This is a genomic window from Kitasatospora sp. NPDC029312 (genome assembly GCF_055569215.1).
Genome location: NZ_JBVHXY010000038.1, coordinates 21,895 through 42,563, shown reverse-complemented (window position 1 = coordinate 42,563; position 20,669 = coordinate 21,895). Strand labels below are relative to the sequence as shown.

Genomic DNA, 20,669 nt, shown 5'->3' with positions numbered 1-20,669 from the left:
TGGCGCGCTACGTTCGGATCATGACCGCGAAGTCGCCCACGCCCGTCCCCCTCACCGGCCGCCACATCCGCCTGGAGCCGCTGGACCGCCGCCACCTCGCCGACCTCTGGGCCACCGTCGGCTCCGACCCCGAGGTCTGGCGCTGGACGATGTCCCTCCCGCCCGGCTCCGAGCAGGAGCTCGGCGCGATCCTCGACGAGCGCATCGCGGAGGCGGCCCGGGGCGAGGCGGTGCACTTCGCCGCCGTGGACCTCGCGAGCGGCACGGCCGTCGGCATCACCGGGTACCACGACATCAGCACCAAGGACGAGTCCGTGGAGATCGGCGGCACCCTGTACGCCCGCTCGGTCTGGCGCACCGCGGTCAACACCGAGGCCAAGCTGCTGCTGCTCACCCACGCGTTCGAGGACCTGGGCATGGGCCGCGTCTTCTGGAAGACCGACGCCCTCAACGAGCGCTCCCGCAAGGCGATCGAGCGTCTCGGCGGCCGGTTCGAGGGCGTCTTCCGCCGCCACCGCCTCCGCCCCACCGGCAGCTGGCGCGACAGCGCCTACTTCTCGATGCTCACCGACGAGTGGCCGGCCGCCAAGTCCCGTCTGACGGAACGCCTTTCACGCGGCTGACCGCCCCGCCGCCGCTCCGGCACGCGGGTCCGCCGCCCCGGGCCGGCGTCCCGGACCTCGCCGGGGCGCGGCTACTTCCGCTCGCCGGCAGCCGAGTGGCGGGCGATGAACTCGCCCTTCACGGGGCGTGGTTCGCGGGGCTGGACGTTGACCAGCCAGACCAGCCAGCCTACGAAGAGGACGGCGAGCAGGAGCGCGGACAATCCGGCGACGAGAAGGGCATTCACCGGGTCGGCGAATTCCGGCGGGGAAGTCGCGGGCGGTGCGCCCCGCCGGGAAGAAGGCGGAGAGGCGGGAGAAGGGGCACGGCTGTCTCCGGTCGGTGATGCCGAACGCCCTGACCATGCACCTCGCGTGTCATTACGGCCGACTGGCAGGGCTGTAGGCGACTTGGCGACTGTTTAGACGACAACAAGTCAGTGAGTGACACGGATGACCATAGGGTCAGGGTGCCAGAGTTGCTACTGAGGGAGTGAACGTTCACTCCATCGTGGGGTATCCCCCGTTTCGCTGGCTAGGACCGGATCACCACGGCACACTTCACCGGAAGCATCGACCGCCAGCCGCGATCCGGAGAAGAGAGTCATGCCACCCCGCTTGTCGCCGACCGTGCGCCAGCAGCGCCTCGGGATCGAGCTGCGCAAGATGCGCGAACGCGTGGGCGTGACGCCCAAGACCCTGGCCGCCACGATCGGCACCGACCTGCCCAAGATCTCCCAGATGGAGAACGGGAAGTCGGGCATCAGCGCCGAACGGCTGCGGACCTGGGCGCGCGTCTGCGGCTGCCCCGACGGCCCGTACCTGGACGCGCTGATCGCCATGACCCAGGACCGGCGCAAGTACTGGTGGGACGGCTACCGGGGCAAGATGCCCAGCGGGATCGTCGACATCGCCGAGATGGAACACCACGCGGAGTCGCTGTCCATCCTGAACAGCACCTTCATCCCCGGCCTGCTCCAGACTCCGGAGTACGCGGCCGCGGTGTTCGAGCGCCTCCCCCCGCAGGCCCGGGCGGAGGCGGAGGTCCGGAGGGCGTTCCGGATCCGGCGCCAGCGGATCTTCGTCGACCACCCGAAGCCGTACAGTGCGATCCTCCACGAATCCGCGCTGCGAATGCAGTTCGGCGGCCCGGAAGTGCTGCGCGAGCAGTTGCGGAGCCTGCTGGAGAATTCCGAACGGCCAGGCGTGGAAATCCGGGTGATCCCGTTCAGCGTCCCCACCTACACCGGGTCCGGGGAGAGCCTGTACCTCGCCCGGGGGCCGGTTCCGGAGCTGGACACCGTCCAGATCGACCTCTCCCACGGGCCGAAGTTCGTGCACAGCGAAGCGGAATTGGTCTCCTACCGCCTGATCAAGGAGAGGACCGCGGCGATCGCGCTCGAGCCGGACGATTCCCGGCTCTTCATCCAGGCCTTGCTGAAAGACTTCGCATGAGTGCGTGGCGCAAGGCGTCCGCCAGCGGCGAGAGCACCGACTGCGTCGAGGTCAGGACCGCGGGCGGACTGGTGGAGATCCGGGAGTCGGACCGGCCCGAGGTGATCGTCCGGACCACTCCGCGCCAGTGGGCGGCGTTCGTCCGCGGGGTGAAGGCCGGGGAGTTCGACCGGTACGCCGAGTTCACCCGGCCGTGAGCCCGGCGCCCGCGCGCACGGGCCCGCACCGCCCACGCCCGTACGCGGGTCCGGCGGCGGTAGGCTTGGCAGCCCACTGGACCCCTGCGCCTGGCACAGCACTCCGGGTGGGGTGCGCGTGCGGGAGAAATCGGAGCATCCGAGGATGGCTCGGCACCTGATCACCAGCGCCCTTCCGTACATCAACGGGATCAAGCACCTGGGCAACATGGTCGGGTCCATGCTCCCGGCGGACGTCTACTCCCGCTACCTGCGGCAGCGCGGCCACGAGGTGCTCTACATCTGCGCCACCGACGAGCACGGCACGCCCGCCGAGCTGGCCGCGCAGGAGGCCGGGCTCCCGGTCGCCGAGTTCTGCGCCCGGGCCCACGACGCCCAGAAGGCGGTCTACGACGGCTTCGGGCTCTCCTTCGACCACTTCGGCCGCAGCTCCTCGCCGCAGAACCGGGAGATCACCCAGGAGATCGCCCGCGAACTGCACCGCAACGGCTTCATCGAGGAGCGCTCGATCCGCCAGGTGTACTCCAACGCCGACGGGCGCTTCCTGCCCGACCGCTACATCGTCGGCACCTGCCCGCACTGCGGCTACGACAAGGCGCGCGGTGACCAGTGCGAGAACTGCACCCGGGTGCTGGACCCGACCGACCTGCTGGAGCCGCGCTCGGCCATCAGCGGCAGCTCCGACCTGGAGGTCCGGGAGACCCGCCACCTGTTCCTGCTCCAGTCGGAGCTGACCGAGGACGTCGAGCGGTGGGTCGCCGGCCGCGCCGACGACTGGCCGGTGCTGGCCTCCTCGATCGCCCGCAAGTGGCTGACCGAGGGCCTGCAGGACCGCGCGATCACCCGCGACCTCGAGTGGGGCGTCCCGGTGCCGGCCGACGTGTGGCCCGAACTCGCCGCCGAGGGCAAGGTGTTCTACGTCTGGTTCGACGCTCCGATCGAGTACATCGGCGCCACCAAGGAGTGGGCCGACGCGGCCCCGGCCGGCCAGCCGCGGGACTGGAAGTCCTGGTGGTACGAGGCCGACGAGACCGTCCGCTACACCGAGTTCATGGGCAAGGACAACGTCCCGTTCCACACCGTGATGTTCCCCGCCACCATCCTCGGCTCGCGCCGCCCGTGGAAGAAGGTCGACTACGTCAAGGCCTTCAACTGGCTGACGTACTACGGCGGGAAGTTCTCCACCAGCCAGAAGCGCGGGATCTTCAGCGACGTGGCGCTCGAGCTGCTGCCGGCCGACTACTGGCGCTACTTCATGATGGCGCACGCGCCCGAGTCGGACGACTCCAGCTTCACCTGGGACCTCTTCGCCGCGGTGGTCAACAAGGACCTCGCCGACACCCTCGGGAACTTCGTCAACCGGGTGCTCTCCTTCAGCCGCAAGCGCTTCGGCGACGACGTCCCCGGCGGCCACCCGGCGGGCGAGGCCGAGCAGCGCCTCGGCGAGCAGATCGCCGCCCTGCTGGCCGACTACGAGGCCCAGCTGGACGGACTCAACTTCCGCAAGGCGGCGCAGGCCCTGCGCGCGCTCTGGAGCGCCGGCAACGCCTACCTGGACGAGAAGGCCCCCTGGCTGCAGGTGAAGACCGACCCGGAGGCGGCGGCGCTGACCCTGCGGACGGCGATGAACCTGATCCACCTGTACGCGGTGGTCTCCGAGCCCTTCATCCCGACCGCGGCGGCGGCGATGCGCGGCGCCTTCGCCCTGCCCGAGGACGCTCCGGCGGCCACCCGCACCTGGGTCGGCGCGGCGGAGGCCCGGTCGCTGGACCTCGTCCCGGCCGGGACGCCGTTCACGGTGCCGCCGGTGCTGTTCGCCAAGATCACGGACGAGGACCTGGCGGCCTGGACGGAGCGCTTCGGCGGCACGGAGGGCTAAGGGCCGCCCGTGGATTCCGGGGCCGGGCTCCGGAGCCGAGGTGGTGCAGGAGGCCGGCCGGGCAGGCAGCATGGTGCAGTGGCGGCGGGCGGGGCCTACAGGTCCTACCCGGCCGTCTCCTCCGCCACCCAGGCCAGGTAGCCGGGGCTGCCGGAGACCACCGGCACGGTGATCACCTCGGGCGTTTCGTACGAGTGCCGCCCGGCGACGAACCCGGCCAGGCGGTCGGCGAGTTCGGCCCGGGTCTTGAGGTCGATCCGCCACTCCTCGGCGTCCCGCACCTCGCCCTCCCACCAGTACACCGACCGGACGGGGTACACCTGGGCGCAGGCCGCCAGGCGCTCCCGCACCACGGCGGCGGCCAGTGACCGGGCCTGCTCCTCGCTCCCGTGGGTGGTGGTCACCACGACGAAGCCCCGCCGGTCCGCTGTGCTGTCGTTCGCTGTCATGCCCCGACGGTATCCCGGAGCCCCGCCGCCGCGGCCTCGGAAGCGCGGCGGCGGGGCGGCTCGGGGTGCCCGCCCGGGGGTCCGGGGTCAGGGCCTGCGGGCGGTGTGGACGGTCATGGCCGAGAGGTAGAAGGCGTCCGGACGGTTCAGGATGCCCGCCGGGGCGTCCTCGTCGAGCAGGGCGTCCAGGGTGGCGCGGTCCTCCGGGGTGAGCACCTCGGCCAGCTGGTCACGGCGGCGGTCGAGCTGGGCGTGCAGGTACTCGCGGACGGGGCGGCCGAGCGGCGCCGGGTGGTCGACCAGGAAGGTGCGGGTGCCGCTGGGGGTGAGTCCGGCCCGCCGCAGCATGGCCGGCCAGTCCTCGATCTCCTCGGTGGCGTCGGGCAGTTCGGCGCGCATCGCGCTGAAGCCGTCCTCGTGGGCCGCGTCCAGCCGGGACTGGAAGCCGGGCCGGCCGAGGCCGAAGTCCCGGGGCAGGAAGCGCGGCGGCAGACCGCTCTCGGCGACGGCGAGCAGCCCGCCGGGGCGCAGCCGCCCGCCCAGCGCGGTGAGCGCGGCCTGCTGGTCGCCGAGGTGGTGGATCGCGTTGCCGGACCAGATCAGGTCGGCCTCACCGAGCTTGTCGAACTCGGCTGGCAGATCGGCCTGTTGGGTGCCCAGCCGGCCGCCGGAGCGGGCTCGGGCGCGTTCCAGCAAAGCGGCCGACTGGTCGACGGCCACCACCTCGGCCGCCGGGAAGACGTCGGCGAGCATCCCGGCGATCACTCCGGGGCCGCTGCCGACGTCGAGGACCCGCCGGACGGCGCCCTCGCCGGCCAGGCCGGACAGCCAGCGCGCGGCCTCGGCGACGGCGCCGGCGCGCAGGTAGGCCTCCTGTTCCAGGTAGGCGGCGAGGGCGTCCCAGTCGAGGTCGGCGGCGGGGACGTGGCCGTGGCCGTGGCCGTGGCCGTGCTGGTGCTGCTGCTGGTACTGGTGCTGCTGGTGCTGGTGCTGCTGGTGCTGGTGCGGGGACATCGGTCTCCTCCGGTGGTGGGCTGACGAGAGCTTCCCGCTCAGGCGGGTACGGCGGCGCCGGACGCGCGGTGGTGGGCGACCGCCCGCTCGACCTCCTCCGCCACGAGGTCGTGGTTCAGCGCGAAGGCGGCCGCCGCGCCCATCCCGGCGGCGGTGACCAGCTGGGCGCGCGGGTCGGCGACGTTCCCGACCGCCCAGACGCCGGGCACGCTGGTGCGTCCCGTCCGGTCGGTGGTGACCCAGCCGTCGTCGGTCCGCGCGCAGTCGAGGCCGAACAGCAGCGCGTCCCGGGGCACCAGCCGGGGGAAGACGAACACCGCCTCGCGCGGGACCACCCGTCCGTCGGCGAGCTCGACGCCGTGCAGCCGCGCCTCGTCGGCGACCAGCCGGACGGGCCGGCCCTCGACCACCCGGACGCCCCGGGCGGCGAGCCGCTCGCGGTCGGCGCCGGTCAGCGCCAGGGAGTGCGCGAACAGCAGCACGTCCGGCGACCACTGCCGCAGGAGCAGCGCCTGGTCGACCGAGCCCGGCTCGGTGCCGAGCACGCCGAGCGGGCGGTCGCGGACCTCCCAGCCGTGGCAGTACGGGCAGTGCAGCACGTCGCGGCCCCACCGCTCGGCCAGGCCCGGCAGGTCGGGCAATCCGTCGCGCAGCCCGGTGGCCACGACCACCCGGCGGGCGTGCAGCACCGGCCCGCCGGCCAGGTGCACCGTGAAGCCGGGCTCGGCCGTTCCGGCGCGTTCGATGTGCTCGACCCGCCCGTCGATCAGGTTCACCCCGTAGCGGGCGGCCTCCTCGCGCCCGACCGCCAGCAGGGCCGCCGGGGGCATGCCGTCCCGGCTCAGGTAGCCGTGCAGGTGGGCGGCGGGGGCGTTGCGCGGCTCGCCCGCGTCCACCACCGCGACCCGCCGCCGGGCCCGGCCCAGCACCAGGGCCGCGTTCAGTCCCGCCGCCCCCGCGCCGACCACCACCGCGTCGTAACGCTCCGTCGTCCTCGTTCCGCTCATGGCGTTCACCTCCGACGCCAGGCTGCGACCGGCCCTCCGGTATCGGCAAGCTTTGTTGCCGTCCCAGCAAAAGCCTCCGGCGAGAGCCTCCTCCGGGGCCGTCGGTCAGCCGCCGGTCCGCCGCCAGTACCAGCGGGCCGCCACCGCCAGCGCCGCCCCGTACCCGGCGAAGGCACCGGCCCCCACCCACGCCACCTGGAGCGTCTGCGCGGTCGTCGCGAACTCGCCCCGCCGGATGCCGATCACTCCCGCGCTGCACAGCGCCAGGTAGCCGATCCCGACCAGCCCGTACGGCGCCAGCGTGGCCGCGCCCAGCAGCGCCGGGGTGAGCGGCAGCCAGCGGGGCACCCGGCGGCCGCGCAGCGGCAGTGTCCAGCGCGGGAAGACCCGCCCCCATGGCCGGACCAGCCCCCACAGCAGGAACACCCCGATCGCCGCCAGCAGCGCGGTGCCGTCCAGTCCCCAGGACTCCAGGGTCAGCCAGATCCCGGAGGAGCCGTTGTGCACGTAGCCGGCGTACATCTCGTCGCCGCTGACCCCGGCGAAGGTGCCGCCGAACGCCCAGACCAGCTTCATCACCACGTACGGCACGAAGGCCAGGCTCCCCGCCCAGGCGGCGAGTTGGACGGCCGCCGGAGCCGACTCCCCGGAGTTCTCCGGCGCCCCAGCCGTCGATGCCCGAGCCATCGGCGCCGCGGCCGTCGGCGCCCCGGCCGCGAGCGGCCGCGAGCGGGCGGCACCGGCCAGCAGCAGCGCCCCCGCCGCCGCCAGCGCCTTCTGCACCGCATCCGGGACGCTGTCCACGCCCTGCCCGAACAACAGCGTCACCACGTCCATCAGCAGGCTCCAGGCCGCCAGCACGGCCAGCCCGCACAGCGACCACAACACCCGCGTCACCCACCGCGCCGACCGCATCCGCCCGGCCGCCCACCCGGCCACGGCCGCCGCCAGCCCCACCCCGGCGACCAGCCACCCCGTCCAGCGGGCGCTCCACAGCTCCGTGCCGCTCAGCGCGCAGCCCACCCCGAACGCGGCGTAGCCGACCCCCCAAACCGCCGCCACTCGACCGCCGCTGACCAACCCTCGCTCCGTCATGGCCCCAGGCTCGCCCGCGCCGCCGCGCACCGGCCTCCGCCGGGACGACGATCCGGCTCCCCCTCCCGAGGGATCCCGGGACACCCCGGCACAGCACTTGCCTTGGAGCGCACTCCAACTCCTAGCCTCTGACCCGTCACCGCATCACCGACCCACCACCAGGGAGTACGACATGCGCTACCGCGTCCTCGGCGGCACCGGCATCGAGGTCAGCGCCTACTGCCTCGGCACGATGATGTTCGGCGCGATCGGCAACCCGGACCACGACGACTGCGCCCGGATCATCGACACCGCGCTCGACCGGGGCATCAACTTCGTCGACACCGCCGACATCTACTCGGCCGGCGAGTCGGAGGAGATCGTCGGGAAGGCCCTGGCCGCCCGTGGCGCCCGGGACGACGTCGTGCTCGCCACCAAGGCGCACTTCCCGATGGGCGAGGGCCGCAACCGCGGCGGCAACTCCCGGCGCTGGATCGTCCGCGAGGTCGAGGAGAGCCTGCGCCGACTGCGCACCGACTGGATCGACCTCTACCAGATCCACCGGCCGGACCACACCACGGACATCGAGGAGACCCTCTCCGTCCTCGGCGACCTCGTCCGGGCCGGAAAGATCCGGGCCTTCGGCTGCTCGACCTTCCCTGCCGAGCAGATCACGGACGCCCATCACGTCGCCGAGCGCCGGGCCCTGCCGCGCTTCCGCACCGAGCAGCCGCCGTACTCGCTGCTCGCCCGCGGCGTGGAGCGGGACGTGCTGCCGGTGGTGCAACGGCTCGGCATGGGCGCGCTGACCTGGGGTCCGCTGGCCGGCGGCTTCCTCACCGGCCGCTACCGCAAGGGCCGGGAGATCGACCTCAGCCGCGGCCGCGCCGCCCTCAACCCGGGCCGCTTCGACCCGGCGCTGCCCGCCACGGCCGCCAAGCTGGACGCGGTCGAGGCCTTCACCGAGCTCGCCGAGGAGCTCGGCCGCACCCTGCCCGAGCTGGCCGTGGCCTTCCCGCTGGCCCACCCTGCGGTCACCTCGGTGATCATCGGCCCGCGCACCATGGAGCAGCTCGAGTCCGCCCTCAAGGGCGCCGACCTGGTCCTGGACGACGCCGTGCTGGACCGGATCGACGCCATCGTCCCGCCCGGCACGGACCTCTACCGGGCCGACGGCGCCTGGCAGCCGCCGGCCCTCACCACGCCGGGCCTGCGCCGCCGCCCGACCGCCGAGCGCTCGGCGGGCTGAGGTCCCAAGGTCCGGAGCGTTCCACGCACCCGGCGGGTCAGCGCTCGGCCGCCCGGGCGGGCTCGGCCCTCGGCGCGGCGAAGCAGTGGACCAGGACAGTACGGCCCGACGCCCACCGCTGCTCGCCGCTGCCGAGCGGGGTCCAGCCGAGGCGCCGGTAGAGGGCCACGGCGGCGGTGTCGGTAGCGAGCACGTCCAGCACCGGGTGCAGCCCGAGCGCCCGCGCGTGCACCACGGCGCGCGCCAGCAGATGGGCGCCGGCGCCGTGGCCGCGCGCCGTCGGGGCGACGTACAGCCGGCCGATCACGGCGGTCAGTTCCGGGCGCCCGCCCGTCCGCAGGCTCCACAGCCCGGGGGCCGCATCGCCCGGGGCGCTGCGGCAGAGCCCGACGTGCCCGGTGAGCCGGCCGTCCGCCTCGGCCACCCAGGCGGCCAGCAGGCCGGCGGGGGTGAGCCAGGCGGCGGGCCGCTCGGGCCAGTCGGCGGGATAGCCGTCGACGGCGTGGACGTCGGCCAGCACCCGGGCGCAGTCGGCGAGGTCGGCGGCGCGGCGCCGTCGCACGCCCACCCCCGTACCGTTCCACCGGGAGCCGGACGCGACGACGTTGGCGCGTTCTTCAAGGTCAGCCATGCCGGTACGTTACCGGCCGCTCCTCACCGCCGCAGCAGGTCGATCACCCCGGTCAGGTCCTCCTCACCGCTGCCGAGCTCCAACCGGCGCTCCATCAGCCGGAAGTAGGGCTCCAGCAGTTCCGGGCTCACCCCCTGCTCCTCGGCGGTGCGCAGCAGCGTGCCCTTGCCCGCGACCTGCATCGCCAGGTTGGACACCACGCCCTTGGTGTAGTCGCCGCTCTCCAGTTGCTCGGCGGTCGTGGCGATGCTCCCGGACATCGCCGTGACGTAGTCGCGGAGCAGCGGCGCGAGGTCGCCCGGTGCGACGGCCTCGCCGCGGAACAGGGCGAAGGCGTGCGCGACGCCGGCGAACATCCCGTACATCGCGCTGAGCAGCGCCACGTCGTGCAGCGCCGCGTACCCGGCGTCCTCGCCCACGTACCGGGTGCCGGCCGGGGCGGCGAGGGTCGCCGGTGCTCCTCGAACAGCTCGGCGGAGCCGCTGTAGAAGACGTACGGCCCGGCCGCCGGGACGCCGATCATCGGCGGGACGGCCATGATCCCGCCGTCCAGGTAACGGGCGCCGCGGCGCCCGGCCCAGGCGGCGCGGGCCCGGGCCTGATCGGGCGTGCTGGTGATCAGGTTGACCAGGTCCTTGCCGGTCAGGTCGATGTCGGCCAGGGCCTCGTCCACGGAGGCGTCGTCGAGCAGGCAGACGACGACCAGCCGGTTGGCCGCGACGGCCTCGGCGGCGGTCGCGGCGACGGTGGCGCCGCGGACGGCGAGGGCGTCGGCGCTGGCAGAGGTGCGGTTCCAGACGGTCAGCGGGTGCCCGGCGGTGAGCCAGGCCCCGGCCAGCGCGGTACCCATCGCGCCGAGGCCGAGCAGGGTCAGCGGGGTCAGCGGGGTCGGGCGGATTTCGTCAACGGTGTTCGGTGCCATGCCGATCAGCCTCCGCGCCGGCCCGGTGGACGATCAAGTACGCACTTCGGAGTGGGTGGTTACCCTGGGGTGAGCATCGAGGTCGGAAGGGGTGGGCATGGCGACGGTGCGGAGGCCGGGGTCGTACGTCTGCGGGGTCGACGCCGCGATGGACGTCATCGGCGGCAAGTGGAAGGTGCTGATCCTCTGGGCTCTGGGCGAGCGCCCGAACTGCCGGTTCGGCGAGCTGCGCCGCCTGGTGCCGGGAATCACCGAGAAGGTGCTGGCCGCCCACCTGCGCGAGCTGGAGGCGGACGGCATCGTGCACCGGCAGGCGTACGAGGAGGTGCCGCCCCGGGTCGAGTACGCGCTGACCGAGGCGGGGCGACGGCTCAACGCGGCCCTGTCACCGCTGGGCGACTGGGGGCGGGAGCACGTCCTCGGCGGGGCGCCGCACCCGGTGTAGCCCGGGCGCGGGCGCCGGGGGCTCAGTCCTCCTCCGCCGCCAGGTGGTCCACGCAGGCCGCGACGGCGAGCAGCAGACCGGTGTCGGCGCCGTCCGCGATCTCCACCCCGTAGGTGTCGCGGATCCGGAACCACTTGCGCGAGATCCGGGCGAGCTCGTCGCCGTGGTCGTTCTCGATCCGGTAGTCCTTGTCGATCAGATCGCCGTGGATCTTCAGCTCGCCCCCCGAGGCCAGCTCTACCAGGTACTTGTCCCGGAACGGGGTGAACAGCTTCTCCCGGACGGTCGCGATCGTCTCGCCGTGGGCGTCCTCGATCCTCATCGCGTCGCGGACGGTGAGCATCTTCTCCTTCACCACTGCGACCACCCGCCCGTGCGCGTCCTTCAGCTCGAAGGTGTGCCGCAGCCGCAGCACCTTGCCGTCGACCAGGTAGGCCTTCTCCCCCCGTTCGTCCTCGATCCAGTAGTCGTCGCCGACCGCGAACAGCTTCTCCCTGACCACGTACCGCACCACAGTCTCCTCCGTCGTCGGATGTCGGACCCCATTCGACCCGACCCCCCACCCCGCGGGAAGTACCGGCGCGGATCCGCGTTCAATACCGGCATGCGTCCCGCCCTCATCACCCCGCTGCGCAGCGAGCGCCTCGACCTCCTGCCGATCGGCCCCGAGCACGCCGACGAACTGGCCACCGCCCTCGCCGACCCGGCCCTCCACACCTTCACCGGCGGCCGTCCGGCCACCCCCGAGGAGCTGCGCGCCCGCTGCGCCCGACTCGCCGCCGGCTCCCCCGACCCGGCCGAGCACTGGGGCAACTGGGTCCTGCGGCTGCGCGCCGACGGCGCCCTGACCGGCTACGTCCAGACCACCGTCCGCCCCGGGGCCGCCGAACTCGCCTGGGTGGTCGGCACCCCCTGGCAGGGCCGCGGCCTCGCCACCGACGCCGCCCGGACCCTCCTCGCCCACCTGACCACCCTCGGCACCACCACCGTCCTCGCCCACATCCACCCCGGCCACCACGCCTCCGCCCGCGTCGCCCACGCCCTGGGCCTGCGCCCCACCCCCCACACCCAGGACGGCGAAACCCGCTGGCAGACAGACCTCCCCCAGCCGTAACCCGAACCCGCGCCCGAGCCCGCGCCCTCCCCCGGCCCCACCTCGGAATGCCCGCCGCCACCCATGGGGTTGGATACAGGCATGGCATCTCGTGCACGTGTACGCGTTCCCGAGCTGGTCGGGGCAGGCGGTTGGCTGAACACCGGCGGCAAGGAGCTCACGCTCGCCGACTTCCGGGGCAAGATCACCATCTTGGACTTCTGGAAGTCCTACACAATGTAGGGATCTCCAGAGGGGGCGTACGTGCACCACCACACCCTGTGTGACCTGTACCTTCGGCTGTCCTTGGACCGGGACGGCAAGACGGCGATCGAACGGCAGGAAGCCGACTGCCGCGCCTGGGCCGAACGCAACGGCCTGACGGTCCGCAAGGTCCACATCGACCGGGGGCGCTCCGGCTTCAAGGACGTCGAGCGCAAGGGCTTCGACTCCGCCCTTGCCTCCGTGACTGCGGGAGTCGTCGGGACCCTGATCGTCTGGAAGCTCGACCGGCTGTCCCGCAAGGGCATCGGCCAAGTGGGCAAGGTCCTGGACGACATCGAGAAGGCTGGCGGCCGCCTGGTCTCCGTCGTCGACGGACTCGACACCTCGAACGACTCGGCCCGCATGGTCGTCGCCATGCTCGCCGAACTCGCCCGCTCCGAGTCAAAGAACCTCGGCACCCGCGTGGCCCACGCGAAGCGGCACCTGCGCCGACAGGGCCAGTGGATCGGCGGACAGCCCCCGTACGGGCTGCTGGTCGACCCCACCACCAAGAAGCTGGTCCACGACCCGGAGACAGCCGTCTACGCCCGCCTGATCGCAGATGACGCGCTGGCCGGCAAGTCCCTGGTCCAGATCGCCCGGCTGCTCAACGAGTACGACATCCCCTCAGCGCGGGGCGGCCAGTGGAACGCCGCAAGCATCATGAACCTGGTCAAGTCGCCCGCCTTCGCCGGGCTCATGCCCGAGACGGAAACCATCGAAGCCGAGGACGGCAGCCGCAAGTTCACAAGCCGCGTGTTCCCCTACCGAGACCCCGAAACGCTGGACACGGTCAGCATCGGCGAGGGGATCATCACGGTCGGCGAGCGCGAGCGGATCATCCGGCAGCTCGAATCCCGGACTCGCACCCACGCAGGCAAGCGGATGCCGAAGCCCAACGGAACGGCGCTGCTCACCAGCCTGGTGTTCTGCGACGTGCCCGGGTGCGGTCGTCGGATGCACAAGGTCGGCAACAGCTACCAGTGCATGGCCCGCCGAGCGGGCAACCAGTGCCCCGGAGCCAGCGCCATGGCCGACCGGGTGGACGAGTACGTGTCCGAGCGCTTCCTCTCGCTGCTCCCCGCCCTGGAGCCGGACGACCCCATGCTGGTGGCTATCGCCGACCGCTGGGTGAAGCGGACAGACCCCGAAACCTTTGCCAAGCGGGACGCCATAGCCGACGAAATAGCCGACCAGGAAGCCCGGTTGGCCGATCTGGAAGACGCACGCTACGTCCGTGGCGAGTTCGACCGCCCTGGTGCCCTCGACCGCTACGAACGCCTCGCCGCCCGACTCCAGAGCCGCATCGACGGCCTGCGCGCCGACCTCACGGCCCTCCCGTTCCCGGCCGTCGACATCTCCCCACTGCTGGACAGCGAGTTGCTACTCCCCGCTTGGAAGGCTTCGACGCAGGATCAGAAGCGGGACCGCCTGTCCCTGGCCATAGACGGCGTGTTCATCAGCAAGGGCGAGCGGGGGAAGCGCTTCGTCCCGGAGCAGCGGGTCCGCATCAAGTGGGCCGAGATCAAGGAGTAGCCACAAGCCCCTGAGCGCCCCTCTGGCGCCCCTGTAGCCCCGTCTGACCCCCCGTGGTCCGGCGGGGTTTCTTCGTGCCCGTAGACGGCCGCGCAGCCGTTCGGCTTGCACCGGCCTGGCTGCGCCGCTCGCCGGCCTGCGCCCCGGAAATCCGGTGGTGGGCTGTCCAGCGCTCCTGGCAGCGTGTGTGACCTGCGGGATTGCTGTCAGGGGCGCCGGTTAGGGTCACGTGCGACGCCTGCACTTCGGTCACGGTTTCGTCGGGGGTATGACGAAGCCATGTTCGGGGGGGGTGGGGTCTGCCTTGCGCTGCTTTGCTTCTTTGCCCCCGGTCCGCTGTGTGGCCCTGACCCTTGTGGTTGCTGGCCCGCAACGCCCTCGCCGAGACGCTTCATGATCAACAAAAACGGAAAGGCGGGTTCGCTTGTCGGCCCTTGATGAGTCACGCGCGACATGCTCCGAGTGTGGTGCTCCGCGTCCCCGTCCCGACCGTGCGACGTGCGGTGAGGCGTTGTGTGTCGAGTCGGCCCGGTTGCGGGTTGCGGCCCGTCGCGCGCGTGAGGCGGTGCGTGCTGCTGCTGGTGCTCCCCGCTGCCACCGCTGCGACCAGCGGCACGGGCGAGAGGCGTGGGCGTTGTACTGCGCTCGATGTGCCGAAGAGGTGGACGAGTCGCGTCGGGCGGAGCGCCGGAAGCTGGGGGAGAGCAGGCGCCAGAAGGCTGCCGAGAAGCCCTGTCAGGGGCCGAAGTGCTCGAATCCCGTGGGGCTGTCGGCGAACAATGACCGGTCCTACTGCTCGGAGCAGTGCCGCCGTGCCGCTGAGCACGTACGTAAGCGCGCCCGGACCAAGCCTCAGCCGGTGCCGTGCCGTCGTTGCGGGAAGCCAGTGATTCTCAAGTTCCGTGATGGGGTTTGTAGTTCGTGCCAGAGGGTGCAGCGCACGGTAGCCCGCCGGGTCACGCTGCAACGGAAGGTGCGTGCCGCGCATGGGGACGCCGGGTGCTTCCACTGCTCTGCCCCGCTGCTCGACGGGGGCGTGATTGATCACCTGGAGCCCATATCGCGGGGTGGCCTTTCGACGGTGGCGAACATGCGGGTGGTCTGCGTGCTGTGCAACTCGTCGAAGAAGGATCAGCTGATGGACGAGTGGTCTCCACCACTGCTGACTGAGCACTGACCGCCCCAGGCGGGTACCCCCCTCCGCCTATAAGCCGTACCGGCAGGGAGGGAAAACTCTCGCGTGGCTGATCGGAGCGTTTGCGCGGGGCCCTGTCATCACCGTGCGTCGCGATCCCCATCCCCATCCTCACCGTTCGTAGTGGCGAGGGGTGAAAGTGTCGGAAATTTGGGCTTCTCCCCTTTCCTTCTTACTCGCGTTAAGGGGTTTGGAAATAAGGGGTTAGTCGGGCACTTTGGCCACTCCGGGGCGGCGAGGGGGAGGGGGATGACCCCGACGATGCACCCCGCCAACCGGTTAGGTGCTGGGCCTTCCGGTCCATACGGGTCTGGGGCGGGTGGCCACCCCCGGCACTCCCGGCGCGAGTCGACCGCTACAGGGGTCTCTGTGACGTTGGGTCACCCTCGCCGACCGTCTCAGAAACGATGGTTTGCGAGACGACCTCTCGGCAGGGTGCAGCGGCCCCGATTTGGTGTTCAAAACCCGTCTCAAAACTTTCTCGAAGCCCATGGCGTTATGAGACGAGTTCTGAGACGATTGAGACATGACGACGACCAAGACCACCGGCCACCTGATCGGCTACGCCCGTGTCTCCACCGATGACCAGGAAGCGCAGCTCCAGCACGACGCGCTGACCGAGGCGGGTTGTGCCCGGATCTTCACCGACAAGGCCAGCGGGAAGAACACTGACCGTCCGGAGCTGTCGGCCGTCCTGGACTACCTCCGCCCCGGGGACACCTTGTGCGTGTGGAAGCTGGACCGCTTCGCCCGGTCGCTGATCGACCTCGTGACGATGGTGGACGCTCTCTCGGCGCGCGGGATCGGCTTCAAGGTGCTGACGGGCGCGCTGGCGAGCATCGACCCGAACACTCCGGACGGCCGTCTCATGCTCCAGGTGGTTGGCGCGATGGCAGAGTTCGAGCGGTCGCTGATCAAGGACCGCACCCGCGCCGGACTGGAGGCAGCCAAGGCTCAGGGGCGGACCGGCGGGCGGCCGTCCGTGATCAGTGAGGACAAGCTGACCATTGCCCGTGCTCGCCGGGCGAAGGGGGAGAGTGTGAGCAGCATCGCGAAGGCGCTCGGGATCAGTCGGGCGACGCTGTACCGCCACCTGGAGAACGCCGAGTCGTAGCCGCTGCGTCCGTCGTGAGCCGTCTGCCCCGCTGTGGGCGGGCGGCTTCTTTGCTGTCTCCAGCACCCGGGGCGTGGGCGTTGTGAAAGTTCACGGCGTGTGGCCGCTGGCGATCCCGGTCCCAGCTCGAAAGACACGTCCTGGGTGTGATGCCCTTTCCAGGCCCCAAGCCGCTAACTTGACTTCGGGCTAGACGAGTTCGTTTCAGGAACGCCAAAGAAAAGCACCTTCAAGGCGGTCCTAAGCCCTGTTAATGGGCGTTGCGACTGACCCCAGCGCTACCGACAAGAGCCCCTGCACCGTCCCCCTTCTCTGGTGAGGTCAGATGCCGAGGCTCTTCCCCGTGTGCGCTGAGGCGGCTACGCCTCCGGCGGCACGCTGTAGCGGATCAGGGCGTCGTCCGCCGTGGACTTGTCCAACAGGCGCAGTTCCCACGGTCCGGAGTTGACGTCGAAGTCCTTGCCGAAGCCGACCCACTTGCCGGCCATGCGGCGGCCGGTCGGGTCGACCAGCAACTGAATGGCACCGTGGTACCTGGCCCCCTGGTAGTAGCCGTCCTGTGCGGTCTGTTCCACCCAGGAACCCGTCACGACGTTCCGATCAACAGTGAGATCGAATGACAGCGGCGAGTCAGGGTTGGACGACGCGCCGGGCAGGGATCGCCCCGTGATCCGGTTTCCGTTCTGGGACAGCACGACGTGATGCAGGCCGGTGAAGGTGTTCTCCCGGCTGCTGCTGTAGAACTCGTAGTGGCTGACCCATACCCCCGAGTAGTCCTCACCCGTGGGCGCGGGCACCGCCTGCACGGGCACGCCCGGTTCGTCACTGGTCACGTCGTGCCCTCCCGTACCGTCCACGCTGACTCTTGGCGGCAACTGTGGCGACTCGAAGCCGAGGCGGTCAACGGGAATCTTGGTGACAGCCTCAAGGGCCCGAACGTACACCGGGCGGGGATATCTCACCTCCCCTGACTCCCAGCGCTGCACCAGGCGCTTGCTGGCGTCGTTCGGCTCTCCTTGGTCCTCCCCGACTGCCCGCAGCCGCTTCGCGAACTCGTCCTGGCTGAGACGGAGCCCGAGGCGTACGGCCCGAAGGGTCTCATTCGGCGTAGTCATGACTAGAAGATATGCCCAAACGTCGTCTAAGGACGCCGAAATGACGTCTTGCCAGGACGCTGGAGGGACGCCTTCACGCCGTCGCAATGGTTCACCTGGTCGGGGCACGATCGGTCTGCTGGCAGTCGGGGATTACGGGACCGGAGTCGGAGAGCGGTGACGATGACACGCGAGGAACATGAAGCCGATCGGCACAGCCGACCGCCCGGCAAGCGCGCCAGCCCGGCCTTGATCGCCGCATGCCGCGCCGACTACCGCAAAGCCAAGGCGGACGACGACCGGCGCCCCTCGGACCCCTTCAAGTACGCCCCGCTGGGGTGGGAGGACGTGACCAGTGGCGCCGCCTGATGCCCAGCCAAGGTGCGCGGTGTGCGCTGCCTTCGACAAGATCGACAGGGAGTTCGCGAAGTCGCCCGAACTCCCGGATCAGTCGGTGCTGCGCGCGATTGAGCTGCGTCGTCTGGACCACGAACTCACGTGCAAGGTGGTGGCGGCCCGTGTCTCTGCCTGAGCAACCGTCGTCGCCGACCGAGGACGAGATCCGGCAGCACCGCCGACAGTCCGAAGAGGCAGCAGACCTCCTTGAGACGGCGCTGAGGGTCGCCCGGATGCCCGTTCCTCAGGGACTCAGCCCGGCGTACGGACTCATCGGGCAGGGGTACGGCCCTCGGCTGGTCCTGGGCACCCTGGGCCTGTACCAGGCGCAGCAGTGGATTGAGGCGCTTCACCGGCACGCCCGCGCGCACGGGTACGTGATGGACGCGTGCGGCTTGGCCTCGCAGGTTCTCGCCGAGTTCCGTGTTCCCACGCTCTCCGGAGATGGCACGCACTCGGTGCGTGAGGAACTGGGCCAGTGAGCGGACCGGAGTTCCTGTCTGCTGGCTGGGCACACTTCCTGGGCGGCCCGGTGCCGTACGACGCCCCGCAGACGGCCGACGACGACCCTACTGGGGCCGCTGGGCCTTAACTGCCCTGTGCTGCGTGTTTGGCTCGCTCGAACGTGCCCTGCTACCTTGCTTGTTGAGACAGCCCAACGGCGCAAGTGGGCCACTCTCGCCGGGCCACGGCTGGAGGGTATCCAGACGACCAGGGACGCCATGCCTCTCTGAATCGTGCTGGGGGTAATACCCTTACAGCGTCCTCCAGCACCGCACGAACTTGAGCTTCTGACGCCGGCAGATCTCAACTCTGACCCCCGCATACAGGGTGGTCGGGTTGAGGCTGCCCTTCCTTCGGCTCATCCGGACCACCCTTCCAGCTAGGAAGGCCGTAGGTCCCATGAGCACTGAACCCGAGTCCCCCTCGCCGTCCCGCACACTGCGCAGCCTCTGGGTCGCTGTCGCTGCCTTGTTCTCGTTGGTCGTGGCACTCGTGGGCGGCATCCTTTCCTTCGCGCAGGGAACCGCGATCCCCGGCGTCGTCCTCTACGGAGGTGGGATCTTCGGTGGGTGTATGGCACTCGCCCTCGTCGTTCTCGGGAAGCTCGGCATCCTGGAGTGACCGGCTGGTCTGCGCACCACCATCGGTCGCTCCCCAGCGAGCCGGGCCGGTCTGCGCCCCGCTCGGAATGCTTCCACAGGCCGATGAGGTTGGATGAGGGCATGGCTTCTCGTGCACGTGTCCGCGCCCCCGAGCTGGTCGGCGCTGGTGGATGGCTCAACACAGGCGGCAAGGAACTCAAGCTTGCCGACCTGCGAGGTAAGTGTGTCGTACTAGACTTCTGGACCTTCTGCTGCATCAACTGTCTGCACGTCCTGGACGAGTTGCGGGAGCTGGAGGAGAAGCACCGCGACACCGTGGTGATCGTCGGCGTGCACTCGCCGAAGTTCGTGCACGAGGCCGACCACCAGGCCGTGGTGGACGCCGTCGCCCGGTACGAGGTGCACCACCCGGTGCTGGACGACCCGGCGCTGGTGACGTGGAAGCAGTACGCGGTGCGGGCCTGGCCGACGCTGGTCGTGATCGACCCGGAGGGGTACGTGGTCGCCCAGCACGCCGGCGAGGGGCACGCCCACGCGATCGCCCGCCTGGTCGAGGAGTTGGAGGCCGAGCACGCCGCCAAGGGCACGCTGCGCCGCGGCGACGGCCCGTACGTGGCGCCCGAGCCGACCGCCGGGGACCTGAAGTTCCCGGGCAAGGCCGCCCGGCTGGCGAACGGCCACTTCCTGGTCGCGGACTCCGGCCACCACTCGCTGGTCGAGCTGGCCGAGGACGGCGAGACGGTGGTGCGCCGGATCGGCGACGGGGAGCGCGGCCTGGTGGACGGCACCAGTCCCCGGTTCAGCGAGCCTCAGGGCCTGGCCCTGCTGCCGGAGGGCCACGACTACGACGTGATCGTCGCCGACACGGTCAACCACGCGCTGCGCGGCGTCCGGCTGGCCGACGGGAGCGTGACCACCCTGGCCGGCACCGGCCGTCAGTGGTGGCAGGGCTCGGCCACCGAGGGCCCGGCCCGCGAGGTGGACCTCTCCTCGCCCTGGGACGTCGCCTGGTTCGACGGCCGGGTGTGGATCGCGATGGCCGGCGTCCACCAGCTGTGGGCGTATGACCCGGCCGCCGGCACGGTCGGCGTGGCGGCCGGCACCACCAACGAGGGCCTGGTGGACGGCCCGGTCGCCGAGGCCTGGTTCGCCCAGCCCTCCGGACTGGCGGTCTCCGCGGACGGCGAGAAGCTCTGGGTGGCGGACTCCGAGACCTCGGCGCTCCGCTCGGTTTCACGTGGAACCGGGACGGTCGAAACCGCCGTCGGCACCGGGCTGTTCGACTTCGGTCACCGCGACGGCGCCGCCGAGCAGGCGCTGCTCCAGCACCCGCTGGGCGTCACCGTGCTGCCGGACGGCTCGGTCGCGATCGCGGACACCTACAACCACGCGCTGCGCCGCTTCGACCCGGCGACCGGCGAGGTCACCACCCTCGCCACCGACCTGCGCGAACCCTCCGGGGCGGTGCTGGTGGACGGCGACATCGTGGTCGTGGAGTCGGCCCGGCACCGGCTGACCAGGCTGCGGCTGCCCGAGGAGGCCGTCCAGGTCGAGTCCGTGGCGCACCGCACCCAGCGCGCGGCCACCGAGGTTGCGCCCGGCGCCTTCCGGCTGGACGTGGTCTTCGAGGCGCCGAGCGGCCAGAAGCTCGACGAGCGCTACGGCCCGTCCACCCGGCTGCTGGTCAGCTCCACCCCGCCCGAACTGCTGCTCTCCGGCGCGGGCGCGGACTCCGACCTCTCCCGCGAGCTGGTGCTCTCCGACCAGGTCACCGAGGGCGTGCTGCACGTCTCGGCGATGGCGGCCTCCTGCGACGACGACCCGGAGATCGAGTACCCGGCCTGCCACGTGCACCAGCAGGACTGGGGCGTGCCGGTGAAGCTGGCCGCCGACGGCGTCCGCCGCCTCCCGCTGGTCCTGGCCGGGCTGGAGTAACCCCGACCCGAC

The 20,669-nt window shown here is 71.3% G+C and carries 22 protein-coding genes and 1 pseudogene; 14 read left to right on the top strand and 9 right to left on the bottom strand.

The features are described from left to right. The first annotated feature begins 20 nt into the window (after nucleotides 1-20). Nucleotides 21-623, top strand: coding sequence for a GNAT family N-acetyltransferase (locus ACZ4WV_RS26830; RefSeq protein ID WP_465750988.1), 603 nt, complete (start codon nucleotides 21-23; stop codon nucleotides 621-623). Between the two features lie 71 nt (nucleotides 624-694). Here ACZ4WV_RS26830 and ACZ4WV_RS26825 read toward each other — a convergent pair whose 3' ends face one another. Next, nucleotides 695-850: a hypothetical protein gene (locus tag ACZ4WV_RS26825; protein WP_465750986.1), complete on the bottom strand. Its 156-nt coding sequence runs from the start codon at nucleotides 848-850 to the stop codon at nucleotides 695-697. 358 nt (nucleotides 851-1,208) lie between these two features. Between ACZ4WV_RS26825 and ACZ4WV_RS26820 the strand changes: the two genes are divergently transcribed. The 3 genes from ACZ4WV_RS26820 to metG all read left to right on the top strand — a co-directional run bounded on the left by ACZ4WV_RS26820 (nucleotide 1,209) and on the right by metG (nucleotide 4,133). Next, the gene (locus ACZ4WV_RS26820; RefSeq protein ID WP_465750984.1) at nucleotides 1,209-2,057 is read left to right on the top strand and encodes a helix-turn-helix domain-containing protein; all 849 of its coding nucleotides are present in this window, start codon (nucleotides 1,209-1,211) and stop codon (nucleotides 2,055-2,057) included. Continuing rightward, the gene (locus ACZ4WV_RS26815; RefSeq protein ID WP_465750982.1) at nucleotides 2,054-2,254 is read left to right on the top strand and encodes a DUF397 domain-containing protein; all 201 of its coding nucleotides are present in this window, start codon (nucleotides 2,054-2,056) and stop codon (nucleotides 2,252-2,254) included. The genes ACZ4WV_RS26820 and ACZ4WV_RS26815 overlap by 4 nt, the downstream gene beginning before the upstream one ends. Nucleotides 2,255-2,399: 145 nt before the next feature. Further along, on the top strand, nucleotides 2,400-4,133 hold the full coding sequence (metG, locus tag ACZ4WV_RS26810) for a methionine--tRNA ligase (protein ID WP_465750980.1): 1,734 nt from the start codon (nucleotides 2,400-2,402) through the stop codon (nucleotides 4,131-4,133). A 104-nt stretch (nucleotides 4,134-4,237) separates the two neighbouring features. On the opposite strand, the gene cutA is transcribed toward metG, so the two are convergent. From cutA to ACZ4WV_RS26790, 4 genes are all read right to left on the bottom strand, one after another. Continuing rightward, nucleotides 4,238-4,582, bottom strand: a complete 345-nt coding sequence (gene cutA, locus ACZ4WV_RS26805) for a divalent-cation tolerance protein CutA (RefSeq protein WP_465750978.1) — start codon at nucleotides 4,580-4,582, stop codon at nucleotides 4,238-4,240. Between the two features lie 87 nt (nucleotides 4,583-4,669). After that, the gene (locus ACZ4WV_RS26800; RefSeq protein WP_465750976.1) at nucleotides 4,670-5,596 is read right to left on the bottom strand and encodes a class I SAM-dependent methyltransferase; all 927 of its coding nucleotides are present in this window, start codon (nucleotides 5,594-5,596) and stop codon (nucleotides 4,670-4,672) included. Between the two features lie 38 nt (nucleotides 5,597-5,634). After that, a complete protein-coding gene (locus ACZ4WV_RS26795) occupies nucleotides 5,635-6,603 on the bottom strand; it encodes an NAD(P)/FAD-dependent oxidoreductase (RefSeq protein ID WP_465750974.1) in 969 nt (322 codons plus the stop codon). A gap of 105 nt (nucleotides 6,604-6,708) precedes the next feature. Then, a complete protein-coding gene (locus ACZ4WV_RS26790) occupies nucleotides 6,709-7,698 on the bottom strand; it encodes a hypothetical protein (RefSeq protein ID WP_465750973.1) in 990 nt (329 codons plus the stop codon). A 172-nt stretch (nucleotides 7,699-7,870) separates the two neighbouring features. Here ACZ4WV_RS26790 and ACZ4WV_RS26785 point away from each other — a divergent pair, with 172 nt between their 5' ends. Then, nucleotides 7,871-8,926, top strand: a complete 1,056-nt coding sequence (locus ACZ4WV_RS26785; RefSeq protein ID WP_465750971.1) for an aldo/keto reductase — start codon at nucleotides 7,871-7,873, stop codon at nucleotides 8,924-8,926. Between the two features lie 37 nt (nucleotides 8,927-8,963). Here ACZ4WV_RS26785 and ACZ4WV_RS26780 read toward each other — a convergent pair whose 3' ends face one another. Both ACZ4WV_RS26780 and ACZ4WV_RS26775 read right to left on the bottom strand, forming a co-directional pair. Beyond that, nucleotides 8,964-9,557 (bottom strand): GNAT family N-acetyltransferase, encoded by a 594-nt coding sequence (locus tag ACZ4WV_RS26780; protein WP_465750969.1) that lies wholly within the window; start codon nucleotides 9,555-9,557, stop codon nucleotides 8,964-8,966. A 23-nt stretch (nucleotides 9,558-9,580) separates the two neighbouring features. Then, nucleotides 9,581-10,479, bottom strand: a pseudogene (locus ACZ4WV_RS26775) (NAD(P)-dependent oxidoreductase). 97 nt (nucleotides 10,480-10,576) lie between these two features. Here ACZ4WV_RS26775 and ACZ4WV_RS26770 point away from each other — a divergent pair. Then, nucleotides 10,577-10,924 (top strand): winged helix-turn-helix transcriptional regulator, encoded by a 348-nt coding sequence (locus ACZ4WV_RS26770; RefSeq protein ID WP_465750967.1) that lies wholly within the window; start codon nucleotides 10,577-10,579, stop codon nucleotides 10,922-10,924. Between the two features lie 22 nt (nucleotides 10,925-10,946). Here the strand turns inward: ACZ4WV_RS26770 and ACZ4WV_RS26765 are convergent, their stop codons facing one another. Further along, a complete protein-coding gene (locus ACZ4WV_RS26765; protein WP_465750965.1) occupies nucleotides 10,947-11,435 on the bottom strand; it encodes an LURP-one-related/scramblase family protein in 489 nt (162 codons plus the stop codon). Between the two features lie 93 nt (nucleotides 11,436-11,528). Here ACZ4WV_RS26765 and ACZ4WV_RS26760 point away from each other — a divergent pair, with 93 nt between their 5' ends. The 4 genes from ACZ4WV_RS26760 (at nucleotide 11,529) to ACZ4WV_RS26745 (ending at nucleotide 16,126) form a co-directional block, all read left to right on the top strand. Continuing rightward, complete coding sequence (locus ACZ4WV_RS26760) at nucleotides 11,529-12,038, top strand: GNAT family N-acetyltransferase (protein ID WP_465750964.1); 510 nt, start codon at nucleotides 11,529-11,531, stop codon at nucleotides 12,036-12,038. Between the two features lie 243 nt (nucleotides 12,039-12,281). Further along, nucleotides 12,282-13,817, top strand: coding sequence for a recombinase family protein (locus tag ACZ4WV_RS26755; RefSeq protein WP_465750962.1), 1,536 nt, complete (start codon nucleotides 12,282-12,284; stop codon nucleotides 13,815-13,817). A gap of 565 nt (nucleotides 13,818-14,382) precedes the next feature. After that, a complete protein-coding gene (locus tag ACZ4WV_RS26750; RefSeq protein WP_465750960.1) occupies nucleotides 14,383-14,994 on the top strand; it encodes an HNH endonuclease in 612 nt (203 codons plus the stop codon). 544 nt (nucleotides 14,995-15,538) lie between these two features. After that, nucleotides 15,539-16,126: a recombinase family protein gene (locus ACZ4WV_RS26745; protein WP_465750958.1), complete on the top strand. Its 588-nt coding sequence runs from the start codon at nucleotides 15,539-15,541 to the stop codon at nucleotides 16,124-16,126. A 359-nt stretch (nucleotides 16,127-16,485) separates the two neighbouring features. Here the strand turns inward: ACZ4WV_RS26745 and ACZ4WV_RS26740 are convergent, their stop codons facing one another. Beyond that, on the bottom strand, nucleotides 16,486-17,241 hold the full coding sequence (locus tag ACZ4WV_RS26740; protein ID WP_465750956.1) for a helix-turn-helix domain-containing protein: 756 nt from the start codon (nucleotides 17,239-17,241) through the stop codon (nucleotides 16,486-16,488). 162 nt (nucleotides 17,242-17,403) lie between these two features. On the opposite strand from ACZ4WV_RS26740, the gene ACZ4WV_RS26735 reads away from it, so the two are divergent. The 4 genes from ACZ4WV_RS26735 (at nucleotide 17,404) to ACZ4WV_RS26720 (ending at nucleotide 20,657) form a co-directional block, all read left to right on the top strand. Continuing rightward, nucleotides 17,404-17,589, top strand: a complete 186-nt coding sequence (locus ACZ4WV_RS26735; RefSeq protein ID WP_224281149.1) for a hypothetical protein — start codon at nucleotides 17,404-17,406, stop codon at nucleotides 17,587-17,589. 19 nt (nucleotides 17,590-17,608) lie between these two features. Then, entirely contained in the window at nucleotides 17,609-17,752 is a 144-nt protein-coding gene (locus ACZ4WV_RS26730) for a hypothetical protein (protein WP_224281150.1), read from the top strand. Continuing rightward, nucleotides 17,739-18,098, top strand: a complete 360-nt coding sequence (locus tag ACZ4WV_RS26725) for a hypothetical protein (RefSeq protein ID WP_465750953.1) — start codon at nucleotides 17,739-17,741, stop codon at nucleotides 18,096-18,098. Before ACZ4WV_RS26730 ends, ACZ4WV_RS26725 begins: the two co-directional genes overlap by 14 nt. A 744-nt stretch (nucleotides 18,099-18,842) precedes the next feature. Beyond that, complete coding sequence (locus tag ACZ4WV_RS26720; protein ID WP_465750951.1) at nucleotides 18,843-20,657, top strand: NHL domain-containing thioredoxin family protein; 1,815 nt, start codon at nucleotides 18,843-18,845, stop codon at nucleotides 20,655-20,657. The last annotated feature ends 12 nt before the right edge of the window (nucleotides 20,658-20,669 follow it).